Annotated in this window: 27 protein-coding genes and 1 tRNA gene; 12 read left to right on the forward strand and 16 right to left on the reverse strand. The window is 52.0% G+C overall.

What is annotated here, in order from left to right; genetic code table 11:
- Positions 1-8 precede the first annotated feature (8 nt).
- The 4 genes from dph5 to J2T58_RS04310 all read left to right on the forward strand — a co-directional run bounded on the left by dph5 (position 9) and on the right by J2T58_RS04310 (position 2,927).
- Positions 9-770 (forward strand): diphthine synthase, encoded by a 762-nt coding sequence (dph5, locus tag J2T58_RS04295; RefSeq protein WP_253487691.1) that lies wholly within the window; start codon positions 9-11, stop codon positions 768-770.
- Positions 767-1,345: a DUF357 domain-containing protein gene (locus J2T58_RS04300; RefSeq protein WP_253487693.1), complete on the forward strand. Its 579-nt coding sequence runs from the start codon at positions 767-769 to the stop codon at positions 1,343-1,345. Before dph5 ends, J2T58_RS04300 begins: the two co-directional genes overlap by 4 nt.
- A 66-nt stretch (positions 1,346-1,411) precedes the next feature.
- Positions 1,412-2,461, forward strand: coding sequence for a lysylphosphatidylglycerol synthase transmembrane domain-containing protein (locus J2T58_RS04305; protein WP_253487695.1), 1,050 nt, complete (start codon positions 1,412-1,414; stop codon positions 2,459-2,461).
- A gap of 16 nt (positions 2,462-2,477) precedes the next feature.
- Positions 2,478-2,927 (forward strand): bifunctional nuclease family protein, encoded by a 450-nt coding sequence (locus J2T58_RS04310; RefSeq protein WP_253487697.1) that lies wholly within the window; start codon positions 2,478-2,480, stop codon positions 2,925-2,927.
- Between the two features lie 27 nt (positions 2,928-2,954).
- Here J2T58_RS04310 and hisE read toward each other — a convergent pair whose 3' ends face one another.
- The 3 genes from hisE to J2T58_RS04325 form a co-directional block, all read right to left on the reverse strand.
- On the reverse strand, positions 2,955-3,269 hold the full coding sequence (gene hisE, locus J2T58_RS04315) for a phosphoribosyl-ATP diphosphatase (protein WP_253487866.1): 315 nt from the start codon (positions 3,267-3,269) through the stop codon (positions 2,955-2,957).
- Positions 3,256-3,705, reverse strand: coding sequence for a NusA-like transcription termination signal-binding factor (locus tag J2T58_RS04320; protein WP_253487699.1), 450 nt, complete (start codon positions 3,703-3,705; stop codon positions 3,256-3,258). The genes hisE and J2T58_RS04320 overlap by 14 nt, the downstream gene beginning before the upstream one ends.
- 161 nt (positions 3,706-3,866) lie before the next feature.
- Positions 3,867-4,619, reverse strand: coding sequence for an SIMPL domain-containing protein (locus tag J2T58_RS04325; RefSeq protein ID WP_253487701.1), 753 nt, complete (start codon positions 4,617-4,619; stop codon positions 3,867-3,869).
- Between the two features lie 160 nt (positions 4,620-4,779).
- On the opposite strand from J2T58_RS04325, the gene J2T58_RS04330 reads away from it, so the two are divergent.
- The gene (locus tag J2T58_RS04330) at positions 4,780-5,403 is read left to right on the forward strand and encodes a LysE family transporter (protein WP_253487703.1); all 624 of its coding nucleotides are present in this window, start codon (positions 4,780-4,782) and stop codon (positions 5,401-5,403) included.
- A gap of 35 nt (positions 5,404-5,438) precedes the next feature.
- On the opposite strand, the gene J2T58_RS04335 is transcribed toward J2T58_RS04330, so the two are convergent.
- Positions 5,439-6,356 (reverse strand): putative hemolysin, encoded by a 918-nt coding sequence (locus J2T58_RS04335; protein WP_253487705.1) that lies wholly within the window; start codon positions 6,354-6,356, stop codon positions 5,439-5,441.
- 100 nt (positions 6,357-6,456) lie between these two features.
- Positions 6,457-7,395: a radical SAM protein gene (locus J2T58_RS04340; RefSeq protein ID WP_253487707.1), complete on the reverse strand. Its 939-nt coding sequence runs from the start codon at positions 7,393-7,395 to the stop codon at positions 6,457-6,459.
- A 173-nt stretch (positions 7,396-7,568) separates the two neighbouring features.
- Between J2T58_RS04340 and J2T58_RS04345 the strand changes: the two genes are divergently transcribed.
- The 7 genes from J2T58_RS04345 (at position 7,569) to J2T58_RS04375 (ending at position 13,899) form a co-directional block, all read left to right on the forward strand.
- Complete coding sequence (locus J2T58_RS04345) at positions 7,569-8,171, forward strand: nitroreductase family protein (RefSeq protein ID WP_253487709.1); 603 nt, start codon at positions 7,569-7,571, stop codon at positions 8,169-8,171.
- A 50-nt stretch (positions 8,172-8,221) separates the two neighbouring features.
- Positions 8,222-8,788, forward strand: a complete 567-nt coding sequence (locus J2T58_RS04350; RefSeq protein ID WP_253487711.1) for a 5-formyltetrahydrofolate cyclo-ligase — start codon at positions 8,222-8,224, stop codon at positions 8,786-8,788.
- A 3-nt stretch (positions 8,789-8,791) separates the two neighbouring features.
- Positions 8,792-9,682 carry a formylmethanofuran--tetrahydromethanopterin N-formyltransferase gene (fhcD, locus tag J2T58_RS04355; RefSeq protein WP_253487714.1) on the forward strand — a complete coding sequence of 297 codons (891 nt, stop codon included), beginning with the start codon at positions 8,792-8,794 and terminating at the stop codon, positions 9,680-9,682.
- A gap of 137 nt (positions 9,683-9,819) precedes the next feature.
- On the forward strand, positions 9,820-10,743 hold the full coding sequence (locus J2T58_RS04360; RefSeq protein WP_253487715.1) for an ABC transporter substrate-binding protein: 924 nt from the start codon (positions 9,820-9,822) through the stop codon (positions 10,741-10,743).
- A gap of 50 nt (positions 10,744-10,793) precedes the next feature.
- On the forward strand, positions 10,794-11,480 hold the full coding sequence (locus J2T58_RS04365) for an ABC transporter permease (protein WP_253487716.1): 687 nt from the start codon (positions 10,794-10,796) through the stop codon (positions 11,478-11,480).
- Positions 11,481-11,483: 3 nt separating this feature from the next.
- Positions 11,484-12,560: an ABC transporter ATP-binding protein gene (locus J2T58_RS04370; protein ID WP_253487717.1), complete on the forward strand. Its 1,077-nt coding sequence runs from the start codon at positions 11,484-11,486 to the stop codon at positions 12,558-12,560.
- Positions 12,561-12,807: 247 nt separating this feature from the next.
- Complete coding sequence (locus J2T58_RS04375; protein ID WP_253487718.1) at positions 12,808-13,899, forward strand: ATP-binding response regulator; 1,092 nt, start codon at positions 12,808-12,810, stop codon at positions 13,897-13,899.
- A gap of 163 nt (positions 13,900-14,062) precedes the next feature.
- Here the strand turns inward: J2T58_RS04375 and J2T58_RS04380 are convergent.
- The 11 genes from J2T58_RS04380 to argH all read right to left on the reverse strand — a co-directional run bounded on the left by J2T58_RS04380 (position 14,063) and on the right by argH (position 23,580).
- Positions 14,063-14,136: transfer RNA gene (locus tag J2T58_RS04380), tRNA-Thr, on the reverse strand.
- Between the two features lie 53 nt (positions 14,137-14,189).
- Entirely contained in the window at positions 14,190-15,932 is a 1,743-nt protein-coding gene (locus tag J2T58_RS04385) for a DUF2070 family protein (protein ID WP_253487719.1), read from the reverse strand.
- 2 nt (positions 15,933-15,934) lie between these two features.
- On the reverse strand, positions 15,935-16,588 hold the full coding sequence (locus J2T58_RS04390) for a diphthine--ammonia ligase (protein ID WP_253487720.1): 654 nt from the start codon (positions 16,586-16,588) through the stop codon (positions 15,935-15,937).
- Positions 16,589-16,594: 6 nt separating this feature from the next.
- The gene (locus tag J2T58_RS04395; protein WP_253487723.1) at positions 16,595-17,464 is read right to left on the reverse strand and encodes a carbohydrate kinase family protein; all 870 of its coding nucleotides are present in this window, start codon (positions 17,462-17,464) and stop codon (positions 16,595-16,597) included.
- A complete protein-coding gene (locus J2T58_RS04400; RefSeq protein ID WP_253487725.1) occupies positions 17,461-17,799 on the reverse strand; it encodes a DUF555 domain-containing protein in 339 nt (112 codons plus the stop codon). Before J2T58_RS04400 ends, J2T58_RS04395 begins: the two co-directional genes overlap by 4 nt.
- A 14-nt stretch (positions 17,800-17,813) precedes the next feature.
- Entirely contained in the window at positions 17,814-18,341 is a 528-nt protein-coding gene (locus tag J2T58_RS04405; protein WP_253487727.1) for a nitroreductase family protein, read from the reverse strand.
- Positions 18,328-18,684: a hypothetical protein gene (locus tag J2T58_RS04410; protein ID WP_253487729.1), complete on the reverse strand. Its 357-nt coding sequence runs from the start codon at positions 18,682-18,684 to the stop codon at positions 18,328-18,330. Before J2T58_RS04410 ends, J2T58_RS04405 begins: the two co-directional genes overlap by 14 nt.
- A gap of 48 nt (positions 18,685-18,732) precedes the next feature.
- A complete protein-coding gene (locus J2T58_RS04415) occupies positions 18,733-19,008 on the reverse strand; it encodes a DUF5350 domain-containing protein (RefSeq protein ID WP_253487731.1) in 276 nt (91 codons plus the stop codon).
- Positions 19,009-19,056: 48 nt separating this feature from the next.
- A complete protein-coding gene (gatE, locus tag J2T58_RS04420; RefSeq protein ID WP_253487733.1) occupies positions 19,057-20,886 on the reverse strand; it encodes a Glu-tRNA(Gln) amidotransferase subunit GatE in 1,830 nt (609 codons plus the stop codon).
- Positions 20,876-22,102 (reverse strand): Glu-tRNA(Gln) amidotransferase subunit GatD, encoded by a 1,227-nt coding sequence (gene gatD / locus J2T58_RS04425; protein ID WP_253487735.1) that lies wholly within the window; start codon positions 22,100-22,102, stop codon positions 20,876-20,878. The genes gatE and gatD overlap by 11 nt, the downstream gene beginning before the upstream one ends.
- A complete protein-coding gene (argH, locus tag J2T58_RS04430; protein WP_253487737.1) occupies positions 22,099-23,580 on the reverse strand; it encodes an argininosuccinate lyase in 1,482 nt (493 codons plus the stop codon). Before argH ends, gatD begins: the two co-directional genes overlap by 4 nt.
- Positions 23,581-23,609: the final 29 nt, after the last annotated feature.

A 23,609-nucleotide genomic window follows, 5' to 3' on the forward strand; every position in this document is an offset into this window, starting at 1 on the left:
GGTATGAAATGCTGACATTCATCGGACTTGGACTTTATGATGAACATGACATCTCCTGTAAGGGCCTCTCTGCGATCCGTGCAGCTGACGCTGTCTTTCTTGAGTATTATACCTCCCGGCTGATGGGAACTGATATCCCTGCGATGGAGTCACTCTATAGGAAAGAGATCCACCTCCTCTCCCGTGAGGATGTGGAACAGCACCCTGATCCCATCCTCGATGCTGCTGAAGGGGGATCAGCAGTCTTTCTTACCGGGGGAGATACGATGGTCTCAACGACACATGCTGATCTCCGGATTCGTGCTGCCGAACGGGGGATCCCCACACAGATCATCCATGGGGCCTCAATCTCAAGTGCGGTATGCGGCCTCTCCGGTCTTCAGAACTACCGCTTTGGTAAATCCTGTTCTCTCCCCTTCCCTTATGGAAAATGGATGCCCACGACACCTGTTGAGGTGATTGCCGGCAATCTTGCCCAGAATCTTCATACCATCGTCTATCTTGATATCCAGGATACGCGGTACATGCAGGTACCGGAAGCGATCGCGATCATGGAGGAGATAGCTGAAAAGAAAGGTGTCAGGATACCGTTCTATGTCGGGATAGCACGGGCCGGATCTGATGATCCGGTTGTCCTTGCCGGGGAAGCTTCCACCCTCTCCTCTTCAGACTTTGGTCCCCCCCTCCATATCCTGGTTGTTCCGGCCGAGCTGCATATGATGGAGCGGGAGTTTCTCGAACGCTTTGCCGGTCTTGCCCCATCACCATGACATCCCCTCTTCTCCTTCTCTTTGAGAGGTATACGCAGGCACTTGAGCATGCTGTGCCCTCCCTTCCAATTCCGTCTCCATACAGGGCTGTTGCAGATCAGATTCTGGAGATGGCATGGGCATACCAGAGTGATGGAGAGATCTTTTTACAGTCCCGGGATCCGGTCAATGCCCTTGCAGCGTGGTGTTATGGATATGGATGGCTCAATGCAGGCCAGTATCTTGGTATTATATCAGGATCTGCTCTCTTTCCGGAGATCAGCCTCCTGCATGGGATCATCCCCCCATCCGATCATGACAAACTTGGAGAGAAGCGATCACGATATCACCAGATGCTCTCCACTGCACTCACCTCAATTGAGTCTGCCCCGGATGAATCAAGCTTTTTATCGTCCATATCCGCTGATATAAACACAATTGCAATAGAGTGGTTAAAGGCAGGAGAGTTGTGTAGTATTGAAGGAAAATCAGAATCAGCGCTTGCAGCATTCAGCTATGGATACGGCTGGCTGGATACCGGCGTCCGGGCCGGCCTCTTTCGGATCACCAAAGACCGCCATCTCTTTACAGCCTGACTTCAGAAGATGTTTGTACTTTGTCGCCAAATTCCTACAAAAGTAATTCGATCATGGTAATGCACAATGAACCCTCAGCATAAGAAGTGGATCTGGATATCAATCGGCCTCAGCACCGTCTTCCTTCTGGGGCTCCTGTATTTCACCTATGATGAGGCGACGCTCATCGCCCTGCAGAATCTCAGCCCGACGATACTTCTGCTGGCACTCCTCTCTCATATCATCGCTCTGGTTTGCTGGGCACTTCGTATTAAGATGATGAGCTATTCACTTGGATATCGTGTCGGGTTCGTCCATTGCTTCAATCTTGTCTGTGCAAACCTTCTTGTTGCGGCCATCACCCCCTCCCAGGCAGGGGGTGAGCCCGTCCGAATTCATGAACTGTATCGGGCCGATGTGAAGCTTGGAGATGCAACAGCAATTGTGATTATGGAACGGGTCCTTGATGGGATCGTCCTTGGACTGGGGGGTGTCATATCACTCTTCCTCCTTGGGGGTGTCTGGCAGTCAATCAACCTTCCTTCTGCCATTATCACGCTGATATATCTGAGCTGGTTCCTAGTGACGATATGCCTGGTCATCTTTGTTCTCTCTGTCAGGAACCCTCTCTTCCTGAAACGGCTCATCCGCTTCATCTCACGGATTGTGACGAAGAAATGGGATATGGCACGTGTCGAGCGGTTCCTTGATAAGGTTGATCGTGAGGTTGATAACTTTCACTTCAGCCTTGGAAAATTTATTGGAAGAGGAAAAGTGGGTCTCCTTATCGGGCTCATCATGACCTGCTTCTTCTGGTTCTTCCAGTTTATCATCGCCTCAATTCTGCTCATCGGGCTTGGAGTCGGACCGCATTATCTGGAATCGTTTGTATCCCAGCTGATCATTGCTGTGATCATGATGATCCCGCTGACCCCTGGTGGTGCAGGTGTTGCCGAGGTCTCTATCTCAACGGTATATGGTCTCTTCATCAGCACCTCTGTACTCGGGGTTTTCGTCCTGCTCTGGCGTTTGATCCTCTACTATCTCAATATCGCCATCGGTCTTGTTGCAAGCCTGATCATTGTGAGGCGTGAAGTTGGCTCAATCGGGGATGACCAACAACTTGATAATACCTGACCGCATCTGAGACGATATGGAGCTGATCACCTGTCATATCCAGGGAGTTTATTTCGCAACCAGCGATCTTGGGGTGGCTCCGGTCGTTCTTCTTGAGACACCTGATCACCTCTATCTTCCCATCTTCATTGGGCTATATGAGGCAATATCGATCAGTAACGCGCTTAACGGGCCCCGTTCAGCCAGGCCTATGACGCATGATCTCTTTGCTGACACGCTCAATCAGCTTGAGACAACGATCCGTGAGATTACAATTGATACCCTCGAAGACGGGGTCTATTATGCAACCATCTCCCTGGAATCGGCGTCAGCTGTGCTCTCGATAGATTGCCGCCCAAGTGATGGGATCGCCCTTGCCGTCAGGCTGCAATCACCAGTTCGGGTGGATGCCCTGCTTTTACAGGATGCAGCGGTACCCTCGGATCAGCTCCCGGAACTCCATGATATCTCTGCCGGGACAGGATAAGAGACGAGCGTGCATCATGAAGAATAATCAGTCATGGAGATTCATTCCGGCTCTCCGCTTTTCTAACTCTTCTTTCACCTGATCAAAGTGAATCTCCGCTGCCTTCAGGCTCACCATCAGGTGGAAGATGAGATCTGCAGCCTCTGAAACGCTCCGCCCGGTATCCCCGTTTTTAATCGCAAGGATATACTCAACTGCCTCTTCTCCAACCTTCTCAAGAGATTTATCAATACCCTTCTCGTGGAAGAGGAGTGATCGGACATATGATCGCTGCTCATCAGATCCGCCCGCCCTCTCTTCAATGACCTTCCAGAGTTCGTCGAGAATATCAGGCTCCATGATCTTCCTCAATAGAGATCTCTCCCGTTTCATTACCAAAATATCGACGGGTGATAATACGGGCTTTTTCTATCGTACAGCCACCTTTGCCTATGGCGATACCGACGTCGCTTTTACTCCTGACATTGACGCGTATCCCGTTATTGGTATCCTGTGGGAGATGAACGGCTGTCACTTCTGCAGGTTTGAAGATGTTCCGGATGAAATCCACCGGTTCATCTGCATATTCAACCATCTCTATCCGCTTACCAAGTACTTTCTGCATTTTACGGATATTATCGCCATGTTTTCCAATAGCGATCCCCATATCCCCAGGTTTTATGATATATATCACACGATCAAAACGGTCATCGATGATACAGTCGATTGCAGTTGATTTGGTGAGGATACGGAGCTCTTCTATATAACGGCGTTCTTTAAAACTTATTGTACGCTCCATCGTTCTATCCTGAGTTTTCTCTCTTAACTGGTGATCTATTGTAAATCAGACCCATTAAGCATTTGTATTCGTATGATATGCCACCTGGTGGTGGTGCGGCGATATACCTGTGATGGCAGCCTTCTGAAAAAGTGAATGGGGTGTGGAAGACGGGATGATCGTCAACAGAGATATGTTATGGAAACCGTCGCTGTTACCTTCACCTCGCCGGGTTCAATCGGTGTCTCGGCCCTCTCCATTGCTGCCGGAACCATCATACTGTCGTACATCCGGCTTACAACCGGGTAAAACCCTCCTCCAATTGTCACTTCCTTCACATCCCGGACGGTGAGTCCGAGTGCTGCTGCGACAACATCAGCATCTGCACGCGAGTCGGCAACCGCATTCTGAAGGGCTGTTGCCCGTAAGGCTTTCTCCTTCTCGTCACTTAACGTAAATGAGATATAATTAACCTTATTTGCCCCGTTCTCAACGGCAATATCGATGATCTCGCCTGCCCGGGCCGTATCCTTCATTGTCACAAGAAGGGTATTTGTGACCCGGTAGACCTCAATCTGTTCTTCAGCCGGTAGGCGCATCCCTGTTTTGGGGTCAACACTCTTCGTCACCGTGTAGATTGAATACCCGGTTGTTTTCATATCCTCACTTGTCAATCCCGCACGCTTCAGCGCATCCATCGCGCTGCTCATCTGGTTGGCGTTATCACGCTGGGCTGTCCTGACATCAGCATGCTCGGTTACGACTGCAAGGGATATCTCCACACGATCCGGGGTGGTGATCACCTCGCCGTTCCCCTGTGTATGGATAACCCGTTCGTTTGAATCGGCTGCCGCAGATACCGGCAGTGAGATGGTACTGATCACCATGAGGATGATCAGTACTGGAACTAATAACTTCAGCTGCATAGCGATCATACAATCAACTGCTTGCTCAAGAGATATAGGTTCCTTTGACTGCGAAGAAATTAGCAGTTAAATCTTGCAACAGGCTTCAAATAAAGCTTATTCCTCTCTTCATCAACGGATGATGATCTTTATTCATCTGTGTGCAGATGATATCCATACAGAGAGTCATATGCAGGATCTTGTCACTTTCTTCTCTCTTGGTCTCATCATCGGGCTCACCGGTGCACTTGCTCCAGGTCCCACACTGATCGCAACAATCAATGAGTCGGTTACATCAGGGTGGCGCGCAGGACCGCTCGTCAGCATTGGCCATGTAATCGTCGAGATAGGGATTGTTCTGCTTATCGTTGGAGGTCTTGGCTCATTCATCGATTCAGCAACATGGCTTATCAGCCTCTTCGGGGGGCTGGCCCTCATTATATTCGGGTATCTGACCCTGTCCTCTGCACGTGGGGCTGTTATACCCAAAGCCGGTGCCGGGACCAGTACCGGCCGTCCGATCATCGTCGGGATGCTGACGAGCATATCCAATCCCTACTTCTGGATATGGTGGCTCTCTATCGGTGCAGCTCTTCTCTGGAGCTCTCTTGAAGCGGGTATGATAGCCGGTCTCTTGTTAATCGCCGGTCACTGGACAGCCGATGTCGGGTGGCTGACGCTCGTCTCTTCAGGGATACATAAAGGACGGTTCTTCCTCTCAGACAGAGGCTATCGCCTGATCCTCTCTGCGTGTGGAGTATTTCTACTGATCTTCGGATGCTGGTTCCTCTTCAGCCCCCTTCTGTCGCAGTAAACCGGTGACACGCCTGGTATAAAAAAAGTGTGGGATTAATGGTACATCCGGTACAGTTCCCACTCATCGATGACAGTCCCGTTTGGAAGAATGGCAACGCCATACTCACCATCAGGCCCTGATCGGATCTCATACTCATAGCCGAGTTCTTTCACAAAGACTGCGGCAGGATTTGGCATTCCAGGCATATCACCTGCTTTCTCAATGGCGATGATCGTGATTGGCTGGCCCCACTGCTGGATGGTGACGATATCCCGTTCCATCGTGCCGGTAAAAGAGACCTTCAATCCATCCACCTTATGCTCCTCTGCAAGATTCAGTGGGAGATACTGTCCTCCATCATCCCCAATGATTCCATAAAACCCGCCTTCAAGGTCGATGTAGGTGATAGTACCTGTTCCGGCGACGATATCTTCAGTCTCATGAAGGGACATCGCGATGATCTCAACAGGCTGTCCCCACATCTGGATCGTCGCTACATCCTGGGGCTCCGCCTCAAATGAGACTGCCAGCCCGTCAACCTCAAATGCTTCATCAAGGTTTAATGGAAGGTATTGCGTGCCATCTTCAGCGATGATTCCATAGAATCCTCCTTCAAGATCGATGTAGGTGACAACACCACTCGTTCTGATGTACGGCTCTTCCTCCTCTTTGACGATACTTGTGATCCAGAGGGGAGTTCCCCATTGCTGTATCGTTACAACATCATCCCTGATCTCCCCGGCAAAGACGACTTCTGTTCCATCAACTTTAAGCTCTTCAGGGAGGTTCATGGGAAGGTACTCTCTTCCATCATCTGCAATGATTCCGTAGAACCCACCTTCAAGATCGATATATGTCACAACACCGATCCCGCTGACATCAACGGGGGGCTCCTCTGTGACACAGCCTGCACCAAGGAGGCAGCAGGCAGCCAGGACCAAAACTGCTCCGGTAAGTATTTTTCCTCTCATACCTATCATGAGGATGATGGTTCTTCTGATAATAAATATATGCCTTTAACTGCGGTCATTTCCGCAGTTATCTGTTTATATTCAATAGAATGTCGAAATATCATTCAATTTTTGTATTGATCCCTCTCCTCAGCCCGGCCGCTCCTGCACTCCTGATTGCATCCTCATATTCCTTCCCGGTTATCCGACGCTGAAGGGATTGATATCTCTGCTCCAGTCTCCCAACCCTGAATGCCGGCCTGTACTGGGGCATGATGTTCGTATATGTATTCGTTGAGATCTCCTCTGCGATGAACGCAACCACCGCCCGGGTACCGGAGAGATCATCGGGAAGGACGAGGTGCCGGATGATCATACCCCGCTTGGCAATACCATCCCGTATCACAAGATCTCCAACCTGCCGGTGCATCTCTTTCAGCGCATCGTGCATCTTTTCAACATAATCCGGTGCTCCTGAGAGATCGTTGGCAATCTCATCATCTCCATATTTTGCATCCGGCATATAGATGTCAATGACACCATCAAGGAGTTCCAGGGTCGTGACAGCATCATACCCCCCGGTATTATAGACGATGGGGATCGTCAATCCATGACCCGCAGCTATATCGATTGCTTCAAGAATACCAGCCACCTGGTGTGTTGGTGAGACGAGATTGATATTATGGCATCCCATCTCCTGAAGCCTTAGCATTATCATTGCGAGATCATCAGCAGATATTTCGTACCCTCTTCCTTCCTTGCTGATATCATGATTCTGGCAATAGACACAGGCAAGATTACAATGGGTAAAGAATATGGTTCCTGACCCTCTCTTTCCAACGAGTGGCTCCTCCTCCCCATAGTGTGGGGAGAAGCTTGAGACGACCAGTGTATCTCCGGTTCTGCAAACTCCCCTCTCACCAGCAGTTCGGTCAACATGACAGGCATGTGGGCAGAGGGTGCAGTCTCTGAGTATCTCTGCTGCCGCCTCTGCTCTCTTCCTCAGGATACCGTCCTGGTGAAGATCAGGATATCGTTTCTCTGTATGGGTCTGGTTCATCTATATCACCGGATTACCGCCGTCCCTTCTCTGAACTCTTCGTGCAGGGACGCCCCCCTGTGGCTCTGTGTATATCTCCTTTCATCGGTTGCATATATCTTCCTGTGGTGTATGGATGGGATTTGGACGCAGACTGCTGAATGGTTATTGTGGATAAGCGTCAATCACCAGTGATGAACGACTGCATCAGACGCCTCACCCTGAAAAGCAGAAGTACACGTCGGTTCCGTGAGGATCAGCGAATACCAATGGAGACGCTTGTTCACCTCATCGATATCGCCCGTTTCTGCCCGTCTGCAAGAAACCGCCAGCCACTCAGATATATTCTCTCTGTTGAGGAGAAAGAGACGGTGCAGATACGATCCTGCCTTCTCTTTGCCCTTGATCTCCCGGGATGGGATGGCCCGGCAGAAGGAGAGCGTCCGGCCGCATATATAACCATCATCGCCTCAAAGGGGGCAGAGCCTGACCCATCAATCGATCTCGGTGTCGCCGCGCAGACTATTCTCCTGGCTGCTGCCGAGAAGGGTATTGCCGGGTGTATGTTCGGCTCGATCAGGCGGACGGAGCTTGCAACCCTCCTTCAGATCCCGGACGGCTACCAGATCCTCCTTGTTATCGCCCTTGGCTATCCTGGTGAGGAGATCCGAATCGAAGAACCGGGAGAGGACGGGGATACCCGGTACTGGAGAGATGATCAGGATATCCATCACGTTCCAAAACGGTCCCTTCAGGATTGCATTCTTATGGCGGGATCTGGTGATCATGTATCCTGAGCTGTAGCAGCAACTGAAGTCTTATATATAACACCGATTTACTACTCTCCATGAGCGAAGGGAAGAAGGAGATTCGCGACAGGCTCCGCCATATAAAAGAGATGCAGACGCCGGAAGAGCGGTTTGAAAAGAGCAGGGCAATTTGCAGACACCTTATGGGGCTGATTTCATCTGGCGAGACGGTGATGGTCTATACCTCAAAAGAGAAGGAGGTCAATACCGTTCCACTCATAACGATGCTTCTATCATATGGGTATCCGGTTATTGTTCCGATCATCCAGAGCGACGATGTCAGTCTACGGCTCTCATATCTTGAGGATATGATGGTCCTTGTTCCAAGTACGTTCGGGGTTCCCGAACCGATCGGAAATGAGATCCCGGCAGATGGTGTAGATGTCGACACCATCATCCTCCCCATGCTTGGATTTGACCGGAGTGGGGGGCGTATCGGGTATGGTGCCGGATATTATGATCGCTTCCTTGCACAATATCCTGATCTCAGAAAGATCGGGATCGCCTTTGCCTGCCAGGAGGTTGACTCCCTTCCTCTGGATCCCCACGATGTCGTCATGGATGCTATCGTGACCGAGGAGGGTGTCGTCTACCGGAGGGTGTAATGTATGATGCTTGGGGAGACGGTGATCCTTGATACCTTTGCAGAGGCATTCCCCATCTGGGTATCACGCATCATCATCACGGCAGATACCATGGAGTGGGCATATACAGCGGCACAGGAAGCAACCGGCTTTGCAACCTCCAAGATCTACTGTCCCTGTGAAGCCGGGATTGAAGGAGTTGTTCATGATACCCCTGATGGCCGTCCCGGCGTCTCAATCCTCATCTCTGCTGAGAAGAAACAGATGCGATCCAATGTGAGTGACCGCATATCACAATGTATTCTCCCGGCACCGACGGCATCGGCATTCGATGGCCTCCCTGACGCGGTCGATCGCTTCCATACCCGTATGCACTATTTCGGGGATGGTTATGAGGAACGCTGTATCGTCGGTGGGAGAAACTGCTGGCGAATTCCTGTGATGGAGGGGGAGTACATCGGAGAGGAACGATATGGAACGGTGAAGGGGATCGCAGGAGGCAACTTCCTTGTCATGGCAGCGGATCGGTTGACGGCCCTTACCGCAGCCGAGGCCGGGGTCCGGGCTATCGAGCCTCTCCCTGATGTGATCACAGGCTTTGCAGGGGGGATCGTCGGCAGCGGATCAAAAGTCGGATGCAAAAATTATCGTTTCCCGATGCCCGCAAGCACAAACCATGCCTGGTGCCCGACCCTGAGAGGCACAATCCCTGACTCCGAGGTTCCTGATGGAGTCAACTCAATCTATGAGGTGGTCATCAATGGCATCGGTGAGGACGCTGTAAAAACGGCGATGAAGGCAGGGATTGAATCGGCTGTCGAAGCGGGAGGGGTTCTGAATATCGGGGCATCTAACTTCGGCGGGAAGCTTGGGCCGCACCGGTTCATGCTCCGGGAACTCTTCTCTTCAGAATAGTACGCCTCCCCCCTCCTTCTTTCAAGAGAATGTGATGCGATCATTCTGTTCCGATCCCTTGGTTAATTTAAACATATTAACTAAATGGTAAAAGACAACTCATATATTGATCCATCACCCATCTATCTCTGTTGCCTATGAAAAAAATACGGACATTCACTATCATGGGGATTCTGATCCTCACACTCCTTTTCGCCGGATGCACCGGGATTGATGTGTTTGGGTCACCATCAAAGAACGAGCTCCGAATCGCAACGACAACCAGTCTCTATGATACCGGGCTTCTGGATCATCTCCAGCCGATCTTTGAGGAGAGATATGATGCAAGGCTCCTGATCGTATCCGCAGGAACCGGGAAAGCACTTGAGTATGGGCAGAGGGGGGATGTTGATGTGATGATGGTGCATGATCGATCCCGTGAAGATACGTTCATATCAGAAGGCCATGGCGTTGAACGCCGTGTCGTAGCCTATAATTACTTTATTCTTCTCGGGCCTGAATCGGACCCGGCCGGGATTCGTGGAGCAGAACCTGAGGAGGCATTCAGGAGACTCCTTGAATTGGGAACTGCCGGGGATTTGGGTATTGCTTTTATCTCCCGGGGGGATGAGTCAGGTACTCACGCAAAGGAGAAGGCGATCTGGCGGTCTGCCGGATATGATTATGCCAGAGATATTCAGAATTCCGGATTATGGTATGTTGAAGTCGGACGTGGGATGGGTGAGACCCTCGTGATGGCAAATGAGAAGGAGGCATATACCCTTTCGGATATCGGTACCTTCCTTGCATACAAGGGAGACCTTGGGATCGTCCCGATCGTTGCTGAGGGGGATATTCTTCTGAATGTCTACTCCACCATGCTGATCAATCCAAAGACGCATACAGGGATTGATATTGATCTTGGAAAAACATGGATCAACTTCCTCATCTCTGATGAGGCACAAGAGGAGATCGCTACCTTCGGTCTCCCCGAATATGGCGAACCTCTTTTCTTCCCTGCACAAGGCAACTGGGAGATCATGGGTGTTCCCCAGTCTGAAGTGACAGAGCCGGTGCTCTGACAACACCATCTTTTTCTTCGCTATCGGCGTAGTAAACAGGGATTATCTGTATGAATGAGATCGTCAGCGGCTTCCTCACCGCTCTTCACCTGATCATCACCCTTGACCCCGAAGTGATCGAGATCTCGATCCGCAGCATTGTCATCTCCCTCACTGCAACGCTTATCGGCGCCCTGATTGCAATTCCTATCGGGGCGACCATCACCTTCTCAGAATTTCCGGGGAAACGGGGTCTTGTCAGCTTCATTCAGACACTCTATGCCCTCCCTACCGTCCTCGTTGGTCTCTTCGTCTTTTTATTGATCTCCAGAGCAGGCCCGTTCGGTTTCCTTCGCCTCCTCTTTACCCCGGAAGGGATGATAATCGCCCAGACGATCCTGATCCTTCCGATTCTCATAGGGCTTACCATCTCTGCCCTTTCTAATATTGATCCTATGATCAGGGATACCCTCCACTCGCTTGGCGCGACACGGATACAGTTCCTCCGATCTATTGTATCTGAAGCACGATATGCGATCATGGCCGCTGTTGTGCTTGGATTTGGACGTGCCATCTCGGAAGTCGGAGCAGCAATCATGATCGGAGGGAACATCAAGGGGCACACCCGTGTCCTGACGACCGCGATCTCACTTGAGACGTCTATGGGCAACATCTCCGTCTCGATTGCACTTGGTATCATTCTCCTGCTGATTGCACTTGTGATCAATCTCCTCCTTGCGATAGTCCAGAACCGGTGATATATGATGCTCAGAATAGATGGGATATCCAAACGATTTGGTGAGACTGATGTATTGTCCGGCATCTCCGCTGATATTGAACAAGGAGAGTTCTTTACAATCATCGGACCATCCGGGGCAGGGAAATCGACCCTTCTTCGGTTGATCAATCTCCTTGATACTCCCACCGGAGGTTCCATATCCCTTGATGGTATTTCCATTCATTCGGACAGATCCCTTGAGGTTCGCCGCCGGATGGGGATGGTCTTCCAGAAACCTGCAGTCTTTAAAAGTACGGTCTATGAAAACATCGCTCTTGGCCTCAGGTTCAGGCATGAACCCGAATCACGTATAAAGGAAAAAGTCTCTGAATCACTCGATCTCGTTCAACTTGGCGGTTTTGAAGGCCGAAAGGCGGTCACTCTCTCCGGCGGTGAGATGCAGAGGGTTGCCATCGCACGGGTGATGGTGACAGATCCCGATCTTCTTCTCCTTGATGAGCCGACGGCAAACCTTGATCCCGTCTCGGTCGGGGTGATAGAAGATCTCATTATCAGGATTAACCGGGAATTTGGGACGACGATCATCATGTCAACTCATGACATGTTCCAGGGCCAGCGACTCGCCCATCGGATGGGGGTGATGGTTGATGGAACGTTTGCTCAGATCGGTACATCCCGTGAGATCTTTACGACTCCCCATGACCGGTATGTTGCACGCTTCGTCGGGATCGAGAATCTCATTGATGGGATTATCTCATCCACTGATGGCGGGATTGCCACCATCGATGCAGGTGGTGTCAAGGTTCAGGTTGTGACCCCTCTCTCTGCCGGAAACAGGGTTACCGTCTGCCTCAGGCCTGAAGATATTGCTGTTGGATTACACCCTGATCATGCAGAGAGTGTCAGAAATGTTCTGCAAGGAACTGTTGTCTCAATTACAGCGATGGGGCCACTCACCAGACTGACACTGGACTGTGGTATTCGTCTCGTCGCTGTTGTGACATGGAAAGCGGCAGAGGAGCTTGGTATCGAGGATGGATCAACGATTTCTGCATCCTTTAAGGCGACAGCTGCCCATGTTCTCCCTCTGAGCCGGTGAGGGGGTGAGAGTTGATTGATCACGTTATCTGCGTAAAGGAACTTTTATATAATCTACAAATAGACCACCATATATCGAAAGACTGTATCCGGTTCCGGTCGATATGTGTCTGGTATCTGGCTCCTATGACCCAGCTCGTAGAAGAGAAGGTACGAATTCTGTTTCCCTCTTCAGAACCCGGGATTCTGTTTTCCCTGGAGCTGCATGAGATAGAGGGGTATTTCCGGTTTCCTTCAGAAGAGGTTCAATGATGACAGAGAAAAAAGTCTGGATAGTGGAAGATGAAGCGATAATCGCAATGGATCTGAAGAAGCGCCTTCAGGCGATGGGCTATACCGTCCTTGGTATATCCGGGTATGCCGAAGATGCCATCGAAAAGGTACGGCAGTACACACCAGATCTTGTGATGATGGATATTATCCTGAAAGGTGAGATGGATGGTATTACGGCAGCAGAGATCATCAGGCGTGAATTGAATATCCCGGTTGTCTATCTGACAGCATATGATGATGAGAGAACGGTTCAAAGGGCTGAGGAGACCGAACCTTTTGGATATATCGTCAAGCCTTTTGAAGAGCAGAATCTCAGGATGGTCATTGAGATCGCCCTTTATAGAGAGCTCGAAAAAGAACTTGAGTTCTTTGCCCGGGAGGTCAACCAGTATGCACAGGACCTCCAGGATACGGCAGCCCTCCTCTCATTCTCAAACAGGAAACTCACCGTCATATCCGAGATCACCCTGCATGACATTCTCAATAAGATTATGACGATCCAGGGATGTCTGGATCTGGCTTCTGATAAGAAGGTGGATAGCGAGCTTGCCGGATACCTCGATGAGATGCACCAGGCGGTCACCGATATACAGAAGCTGATCAGTTTTACCCGCAAATACGAGAAACTCGGGGCAGAAAAACGTACCTGGGTTCCTGTATCCGGTATCATCACCACAATCTCTGATGATCGGCTCCCTATCCGGAACCACTGTTCATCCCTCTCAATCTATGCAGATCCGATGCTTGCAATGGTCTTTGCAAACCTTATGGACAACACCATCCGGCATGCCGAAGGTGCAACTGAAGTTAACCTCAATTGCGAAACCACTGATGATGGATTGCTGATCATCTGGGAGGATGATGGAACCGGGATTCCGGAGGATCAGAAGGAGAAGATCTTTGAGAAGGGTTCGGGAGAGGGTACTGGATTTGGGCTCTTTCTCGCCCGTGAGATCCTTTCGCTCTCCGGCATCACAACGCATGAGACCGGGATTCCTGGCAAAGGGGCGAGGTTTGAGATTATGGTTCCAAACGGGGCATGGAGGATTGAGAGCGGAAAAGAATAGGGGTTCTCCCCAACGTCCCCTCCAACGACATGGTATCGCCCCCGGCAGCATGTGATGAAAGGGTGTTTTTCATAGAAGACCTGGGGCAGACCATCCGATCTCTTTGAGCATTCGCTCTTTTATCCGGTGCGTCTTAGAATACTATCATGAAGGAAAATAAGGAAGCCTCAGCCGTGATTTGAACACGGGACCTGCTGATTACAAGTCAGCCGCTATGCCGGGCTAAGCCACTGAGGCAGAAGTGCTCATAATAATAGTCCTTCGTCCTTAAAAAGATCTTCGATACGGGACTACCCGATGACCGAGAACATCAGTATCGAGAGGACGAACGCGAGGATGAGCATCCCGAGGCTGAGGGGGGGAATGAAGATGAGCAGCACGTTGACAGTGCTTGCAAACTGGACGATCCGCTGTGATCCAAAGATATTCAGCCTCTCACACCAGGTCGTCGTCCCTGCTACTTCGGCGGGCGCAAGGTCTAAAATTGCCTCCATCACTGCGGCACGGACATGCGGTATCACCAGCTCAGGGAGTACCGCAAGCCCGATCGGGTTCCTTCCACTGATTGTGTTGACGACATGGGAGTCTGTTGTCATGATCTCGGCATCATCCACAAGATCAGAAATCGCGGCCTGAATCTCCTCCCGCGCCCCTTCATGCATATTGTTCCCATCAAAGAGTACATACGCCGTCTTCTGTTCGCCAACTGCTGTTATGAGTACCTGGACACCCAGGTCACCAAACCCTTCGTCCCGGTTAAAAGGGAGTTGCTGGTGCGATACGCCAACGGAGAGTGGCTCAAGTGGCATGCCTGCCGCCTCCTCAAGTGCAGCGAGTGCGGCACGATAATACTCTGTGCCGATGAGGGATGCGGGGAGGACAGGCGAGGAGAGCTCGGTCATACAGTTATGGGCATCCACAAAGACGACGTCCCGGAACCAGCGGTGCCCTTCTGCCATAATTGCAATGCCGATATTATAATCAATATCCTCAGTCCGTTCGGGTGAGCGTGTGCTCACCATCATCACCGAATCGGTGAATCGCTGTGTCAGGATCCCGACACTTCCATGCCTTGAGCGAAATGATCGTGATGCCCCTTCTGCAAAGGTGAGATCACCAAACGAGCTCTTTAGTGCCGTTGCAATCTTGGCAGCCTCATCTTCGGAGACAAGGTTAAAGTCATGGGTGGCGCATCCATGGGTGACGAAGACCTCCTCGCTGAAGCTGTCATGGAGCATCTTTGGGAGGTTTGCACTCCCTATCTCACCCATCGGACCCGGATGGACGTTGGGAGCGGTGAAAACGGTATTGGGACGCCCCTGCCGTGAAAAGACGACACTTACCTGGGGAACCGTCACCTCTTCCCCAATATCACGGAAGAATCCCTCGAGCGTCTTGGATCCATCGGTGATATGTGCAATGAGGGCATTGAGAAAACTGAGCCCCGACACCCCGAATGATCGTTTCAGCGGATGGTCGATGAGCCAGATGAAGATAGAGCTTCCCATGCCGAAGATCAGGAGAAGGCCGATAGCCCACCAGAGGAACTCAGGACCGAAGTAGAGATACCCTGCTCCAAGTCCTGCAAGACTCTGGAGCGCTGAAGGAACAATCATTCTATGAAGCCGGTAATCTGCAATGGCGACGAGGACCGGCATCCTGAGGGAGAGGATCACTCCAAGGCTCGTCGCATAGGTGATAGGGAGGAGAAACCCGGAGTCAGAACCGACTGCGGCAAGAGCCGTCACAATTATCCCCAGAACAACCGCTGAAAATGAGAGAAGCCCCGATCGGTTCCAGCTCAGATCTTTACCGAGGATCCGGACGAGCGGCCGTGTCGTGAGGAATGCGACGAGGGCGGGAACCGTAAACGCACAGGTTCCAAAGAATAAAAGGGGTACTTTCGCCCTCAGGAGGGCGAGATCGATGAACAGCCCAAGAGCGATGATGATGACAAGTGATCGTGGCCATGAGGGGGCGGTGAAGATGAACCGTGATAACCGCTCCATGCGGATGTCGCCCCGCTCACGCATATCTACCACAATCCATCCAGGATAAGTTCACTTCTGCCCGGAGAGACGAGCCGCTCCTCCCCCTTCCAATGGATGGGTTCGGAGTAAAATGGTGCATTCAGGGTGAGTGTCTCATACTCTCCCCCTTCCCCGGCGATATGGATCCTGTTTCTTGATGAAATCCTTTTGAGGCGGTCTATCAGTGCCTCATCGATATGTGCCCCAAGGAGATCGTCACCAAGCCCGTCTGCAGCGCAGACGACGATGATCGCATCCAGCCGTTGTGCGACCTGTTCCATGATCCATTCGGGATCTCTCTCCCAGAGTGGAGCGAAGATCTCAAGGTCGAGGGCTTTTGCGATCTCCCCGACCCGTTCATACTGGTACCTGGATGCTATGGCACCAGCGATCAGGCCGGTGATTGGGAGGCTTTGAAGCCCATTCTTCAGATCAGCAAGCTCCTCCTCTTTCCGTCCATGTGACCGTATCTCGACGTACTCCATCTGACCCCGGCTGGCAATCAACCTGACTGCATCGAGATTGGATGAATGAAACATATACGAATCGGGATTCTCAGGCCTGACACAGACGATATAGCCGACATCAAGCCCTTTGTCCATGGCCATCTGGATCGAGAGGACCGAATCCTTTCCACCTGATGTCAGCGCTGCATACATGGTGCCTCACCTGAAATATGCTCTATACCGCTCTTCCACCTTATCCCAGGTAGGGAGATTCGTCTGGCATCCGACAACTTCTATGACAAACGAAGAGCATATCGTTCCAATCCTGCAACAATCAGTAAGAGAGCGCTTTTTCTGATATGCTGTCAGGAACCCCGCCCGGTATGCATCTCCTGCACCGGTCGGATCGACAAGCTGAACAGGAACTGATGGTACCTCTGTCATCCTGCCATCCTCGTAGAGCCTGCTCCCCTCTTTTCCTCGTGTAAAGATTGCAACAGGAACACGGGCGGCAAGCTCCTCTTCGGAATGGGAGAGCACCTCACCCATAATCTCCGCCTCAAAACGGTTTGCAAAGAGAATATCAATCGAGTTGAGGAGATCCTCAAACTGCTCAGCGGTATACTTGTGAATGTCCTGGCCAGGATCAAAGGATGAAAATCCTGCACGCCGGGCAACCCGGACGTTGTATGAGGGATCAGCGGTTGCCATATGGACGAAGTCAAATGAGGGGGGATCTGCGGTGGTAAAAGCTTCCGATGCACCCCACTCAAAGAAGGTGATCTGATCCTCACTATCGTCAGTGAACATGCAGGCAAGGGGGGTGTGCGCCTCCTCCTGTATATAGAAATACCTGTTGACATGGTGTGAATCAAGCCATTTATCATATTCAGATCCGGCAAAGTCTCCTCCCACTGCCGAGACCAGGGTTGATTCACCACCAAGTTTTGCGATACCCACCGCGATATTTGCTGCTCCCCCACCAAAGAAGATCTGGTGATCAAGGATCTGTGTCGATGTGTTCCTCTCCGGGAGGCGGGGGACACGGAAAATATGATCTGTTGCGGTGTGGCCGACCACATGAATCATATCTCAATCACATCCACCACATGAAGTGGAATCTCTCGAAGTGCCCTTCCGATGGTTGATTTTGCTATCCGCTCGGCATGCTGGCGTGATTCCGCCTTGAAGACCTTCATATCAAGTGTCAGGCCCACAAGTGCGGTATTTGCAACCATAAGGGCGTTATTTAGTTCTTCTTCACAATTTGGACAGGATGTTGCGCCAATCTCGACTTCAACGAACTTTGCCGTCGGATTAAGTCGCTTTCCTGCCTCACTGATGGCAATTCCGATCGCATCGTCGATGGTTTTTACATCCTTCACGATCCATGCCGATTCAAGTATTACATGATAATCTGCCATGTTATTATCTCCATTTACCAATAGTCTTCATGCAGGTGTTCGTGTGGGGGCATCCTTTCTGGAGATCCCGGCTGTTCTTCTGCCTCCCCTACCAGGAGCAATGCGATGGGGCGGGCGTGTTGCGGAATCCCGAGGAGCTCCCGCACCTCATCCTCATCGAATGCCCCTACCCAGCATGTTGCATATCTGAGTGCATGTGCTGCAAGCATCATGTACGTTCCTGCAATTGTTGCATCCTGGACTGCATAGAGGATTCCACGTTCACCATATCGGGACATTGATCTGACGTAGTTGGCACAGATGACAATGACAGTTCCTGCTTCCCTGATGAACTGCTGGTCAAACGCCGCATCTGCCAGCGATTCAAGGAGATCCTCCTGCTGGCAGACGATCATATCCCATGCCTCCCGGTTTCCGGCAGTCGGGCACGTTCCCGCAACTACAAGGAGATACTCTATCTCATCCCGTGAGATCTTCTTTCCGGTATAGCTCCGGACAGAGCTCCTCGCCTTCAAAAAACCAAGAAATTCAGAGGACTCCATGTTCACTGAGAACTTCCCAGGCATTCTGGGCGACCGTCGTGGCAGCTGAGATACCTTCGCCTGCACGCTCGGTGGCAAGACCAAACTGACTGCTCTCGGTGAGGCTGATCATCTCTGAAAGAGCGTTTGATACCTTTGTAAACCCTGCATTGCCGGTTGCTGCTGCTGCAGTCTGGGCATCTGCCCGAAACTCTTCAATCATTGCGATGAGCATTCTGCCTGCGCCTTTTCTTTCTTCCTTCGGATAGTCCGGCATACTCATGAGCATCTTTGAGATCGAGATTATCCCGGCCTTCTGACGCTCAGCATACTGCCATGAGAGAACTGCGTTCCTGAGATCCATATGGATATACAGGTGACAAAAGAATATAAAAAGGTAGGTAATCTAAAATTACCGTCTGGATTTCTGTTTTGCGCCCATCATCGTCTTCTTCGAGCGACGGATGTGGCGACGGACACGTGGATCGGCAAGTTTTGGCCCTCTCCCACGGCGACCCTGCTGTGCGGCATTCTCCATCCGCTGTTCAAGCTTCTTGACGACTGCATTTCTCTTGAACCGCTGGTTTGGCCCTGGCTTCTTTGCCTCACCACTCTTCTGTGGAACCAGCCGAATCTGTCCCTGGTTCCCTTTTATCTGGTGCCAGTTAATACTGCCTGTCTTTCCCATGTGAAACTCCCTATAATCATCGCTTGGTATTTTGATAAAGATATCCCTTTACAATATCTTTTGTATGGATCGTTTCAGGACATCGGCCACAATCTGGCCATCGATCCTTCCGCGAACCTCTTTCATCACCACACCCATCACCGGGCCGAGTGCGGCATCTCCTCGCTCCCGGATGAATGCCTCCCTCTCCCTGACGATCCTCCAAACGATCTCTTCGAGATCGGCAACAGAAAAGAGTGGGCCGACCGAGGCGACCGCCCCTTCCAGATCCGCACCACCGGCACGTGCACGCAGAATATCGGGCATCGCCTCTTTTGCAACGGAACCATCCTCTACGCGCTTCAGGAGATCGAGGATCTCGCTATCCGGGATGCCTCCACAGTCAACGCCATCCCTGGAGAGCTCCCTGAGGGTTCCAAAGAGTGTTCTCGCCACAAGTGATGGTTTTATTCCGGTGCTGACCGCCTCTTCAAAGAGGGTGAAACGCTCAGAGAATGCAATCTGCCGTGCAACCGCTTCATCGATGCCAAACTCATCTGCATACCGTCGTGCCTTCTCTGAAAGAAGCTCTGGAAGGACTATTGTGTCGATCATCTCACTGGTGATCTCCAGTGGCAGGATATCGGTCTCGGGATACATTCTGGCCGCACCGGGGAGTGGCCGCATATACGCAGAACTCCCTTCAGGGAGCATCTTTCGCGTCTCCTCGGGGATGCCTTCGCATGCCATCCGGGCACGCTTCAGAACAAGGCGTATCGCACAGGATGCCTGATCGGGAGAACCCGAGACGATGACGACGCAATCCTCCGGCCCCGCCTGGCACCTCTCCCTGAGGGTTGCCACCTCATCTTCTGTCACACCATACGCCGGCAGCTCGTCGGTATGAAAGATTCCTCCAACACCGCACTTCTTTGCATAATCCGACATCTCACTCCCAAGACGCCGGTCCGGCTGGATCTCCCTACCGACCATGCCTGCAAACCCGGTGAGGGTCGCTCCCATGATACATTGTGCCTTCTTCAGGATGGATGATTTCGTGGCTTGGAAGAGGTCGGTGATATCGATCCCGTCCTCAGGGACTGTTGCTCCACGATCGTTCAACTCATCGCGAATTGCAAGGAGGTGTACCTGCCGCTGCACCTCACGGGATACCACCTCAGGGATGAGATCGAGTTCCTGAACCCCTTTTATCTCAATCCGTGCACCATCACGGATGGATATATTGACATCCTGGCGGATTGTGCCCAACCCCCGTTTCACCCTCCCTGTTGAACGGAGGATCATCCCGATATATGCGGCGACATCCCGAACCTCCTCAGGGGTGTGCATGCAGGGTGCTGTTGTGATCTCGACCAGTGGTATGCCAAGGCGATCGAGGGAGAATGTCGCATCCGTCACCCGCTGTGCCGCCTCTTCCTCAAGGCAGATCGACTCGATCTGACAGTTCTCTCCGACCGCCCCCTCGACTGCGATAAGTGCAGTACGCTGGAATCCGGTTGTATTTGACCCATCAATAACCATCTTCCTCATCGTATGCACCTGCCTGATCGGGGTCATCGAGAGGAGCTTTGCGATGGTGAGTGTTATCCGAAGCGCCTCCGGGTTCATCGGTGCCGGTGGCTCATCATCATCTTCGATGAGGCAGGTACTATCGTATGTGTAATACCGGAAGAAGCGCATCTGCTTCATCTCCTCTTCTGCAGCACGATCGATCGTCCCCATCTCAGAGACGGTCGCTCTCAGATACCGCTGTATCTCCCCGTTTCTCTCTTCAATATTTCGAAGGGTCGTCGGGCAGCGACAGAAGAGCTTCTCCTCTGTGTTCAGCTGCTGATGGATCTCGATCCCGGCTCTCAGGCCCAGAGCTTCATAATCCATGGACCGACCTCCTGTTGATCTCACCTTTCAGATTCGCCTGCATCATCCTCTTTATCTCCTCCTGATCGTCGGTCTGACCGAGAACCCACATCAGCTTGACAAGGGCGATCTCAGGGAGCATATCCTCGCCTCCGATGACGCCTGCTGCCATCAGATCTCTTCCGGTATCATACACGCGGTCACAGACCCGTCCCTGGAGGCACTGTGTTGTCATAATAACTGTTGTTCCGTCCTCAATGAGCTCCCGAATGCCACCGATCAACTCAGTGCTGGTATGCCCAAGCCCGGTCCCGGTGATGACAACGCCCCGGCATCCACGGTACCCTTCAAGGATCGCAGGGGACATTCCGGGGTGGAATGAGATGAGACTGCATCGCTCCTCGAGCCTGTCTGCAAGGGATGGCTCATCTGAAGCACGCCGTATGGCATCGGGGCCTGGTGTCACCTGAAGATCAGGATATGAGACTGTCGCAATCGGAGGGATGCCGATGCTCTGGAATGCATCCCGGCGTGAGGTGTGCATCTTCCTGACGCGTGTTGCACGGTGGATGGCACAGATATCATCACTCTGGGTTGCATGCATACACACAGCAACCTCCCCGAGATCCGAATCCGCAGCAGCAACACTACAGAGTGTATTCATGACATTGTCACTGCTTGGTCGATCCGCCGATCGCTGTGAGCCGACGAAGATGACGGGCACCGGGTTTTTGAGCATGAAACTCAGGGCTGAAGCCGAATATGCCATTGTGTCGGTTCCATGGGTGACGATGATACCACGGGCGCCATTGGTGATCTCCTCATAGACAGAACGCGCAAGATCCATCCACATTGATGGCTGGATATTCTCTGAGAGTGTTATGAATGGCTGCCTGGTACGATACCGGCCCAGTGTTGCCAGCCGCGGAACTGCCCTGATGATCTCCTCAGCAGTTGACTGGCTCGTTACTGCCCCGGTCCGGTAATCGACACGGGATGCAATCGTCCCTCCTGTTGATATAATGGAGAATAACGGAAGGTCCGGGTTCTGGGTCACAGAAGGGGGCTGCATCATCATCTCCTCACCTGAGCTGATGAATTCTATATCTGATGCAGGCACCCCGATGTTGTACCCTGACTTGAGTTTCACCACCGCTATTCCATCTCTCTCTGCGATAAAGACACCCTCGGTCCCCTCTCTCCCGGGAGAGCAGCGAACCCGATCTCCTGCCTTCATTCTCCCGCCAGCCTCCGTAGTACTGTCATCAGATCCTCTTCTGCTCTCTGTAGTGCATGTATGTGTGTGGTGATCATCATCTCACTCTCTTTGAGTGCGTCTCTTCGTCGGAGGATCGCCTCCTGCATGACACCTTTCCCGGGTCCTCCCGCAACCTCCCTGGTATCGATCACCGTATCAGGGTCAAGGGCCTGTTGGATCCTCTCTGCGGAGAGACCTCTTTCGGCCAGGGAGATTCCCCCCATCTCCCGGCCTGCTTCTTCCAGTGTGGCGGTGGTAATCTCCCCCGATCGAACCGCCCGGCCGACGATGTTGTGAGCGGTTCTGAATGGAAGGCCAAACTCCCGCACAAGTGTATCTGCAAGCTCTGTTGCCGTGGAGAAACCCCGGTCGCTCTCCTCCCGCATCCTTTCAGTATTGAAGGCCGCCGTCCCGATCATCCCGGCAAGGATATCAATACTTGCGGCAGCGTCTTCGATCCCTCTCCAGAGGTGGGGGGTCAGCGTCTGGAGATCCCGGTTATAGCTCATTGGAAGGCCCTTGACGGAGACGGCCACCGCCTGAAACGCACCGGCTACTGAGCCTGCGTGGCCTCGCATAATCTCTGCACAGTCCGGATTCTTCTTCTGCGGCATGATGGAGCTCGTCGAGCAGTAGGCATCATCCAGCTCGACAAATCTGACGAAGGCACTGCTCCAGAGGATCAGCTCTTCGCAGAGACGGCTGACATTTGTCATCATTATCGTCAGCGCAGAGAGTATCTCAAGAGCAAAATCCCGTGCAGACACGGCATCCATTGAATTTCCCAGAATATCATCAAAACCGAGCAGATCTGCCGTCATTCTTCGGTCAATCGGAAACCCGGTCGATGCAAAGGCGGCAGATCCAAGGGGGGAACGGTTCACCCGCCGGTATGCATCCAGAAGCCGCTCAGAATCCCTGGAAAAGGCCTCTTCATATGCAAGGAGATGGTGGGCAAGGGTCGTTGGCTGGGCATGCTGGAGATGGGTGAACCCCGGCATTACTGTCCCGATATGTTCTTCTGCACTCCTGATCAGAATGCTCCGAAGTACTGACAGTGAGCCGGCTATTTTCAGTATATCCTGGCGCGACCGAACCCTGAGGCATGTTGCGACCTCATCATTTCGTGAACGTGCCATGTGGAGACGCCCGCCAGCCTCGATCCCTGCATCGGCTATCAGCTCTCCCTCAATACCGGCATGAATATCCTCAAACCGCTCGTCGAATGCCTCTTCCGGAATACCGTTCCTCTTCATCTTCAGAAGAGATCGGGCTATCATTCCGGCCTGCTCCTCTCCAATCAGTTTCTGATCTGATAGCATGGCGAGGTGGGCCATATCAACGAGGAGATCCGCATGAGCGATCTTCCTGTCAGCTTCCATTGACGAGAGATACCGGGCAATCTGATCGTTCCGTTCACCAGAGAGCCTCCCCTCCCGTATCTGGTCCTGTCGCATCCTGTTCCTCCGCTAAAAAGATGGATCCT

The organism is Methanocalculus alkaliphilus (assembly GCF_024170505.1).
Taxonomy (GTDB): domain Archaea; phylum Halobacteriota; class Methanomicrobia; order Methanomicrobiales; family Methanocorpusculaceae; genus Methanocalculus; species Methanocalculus alkaliphilus.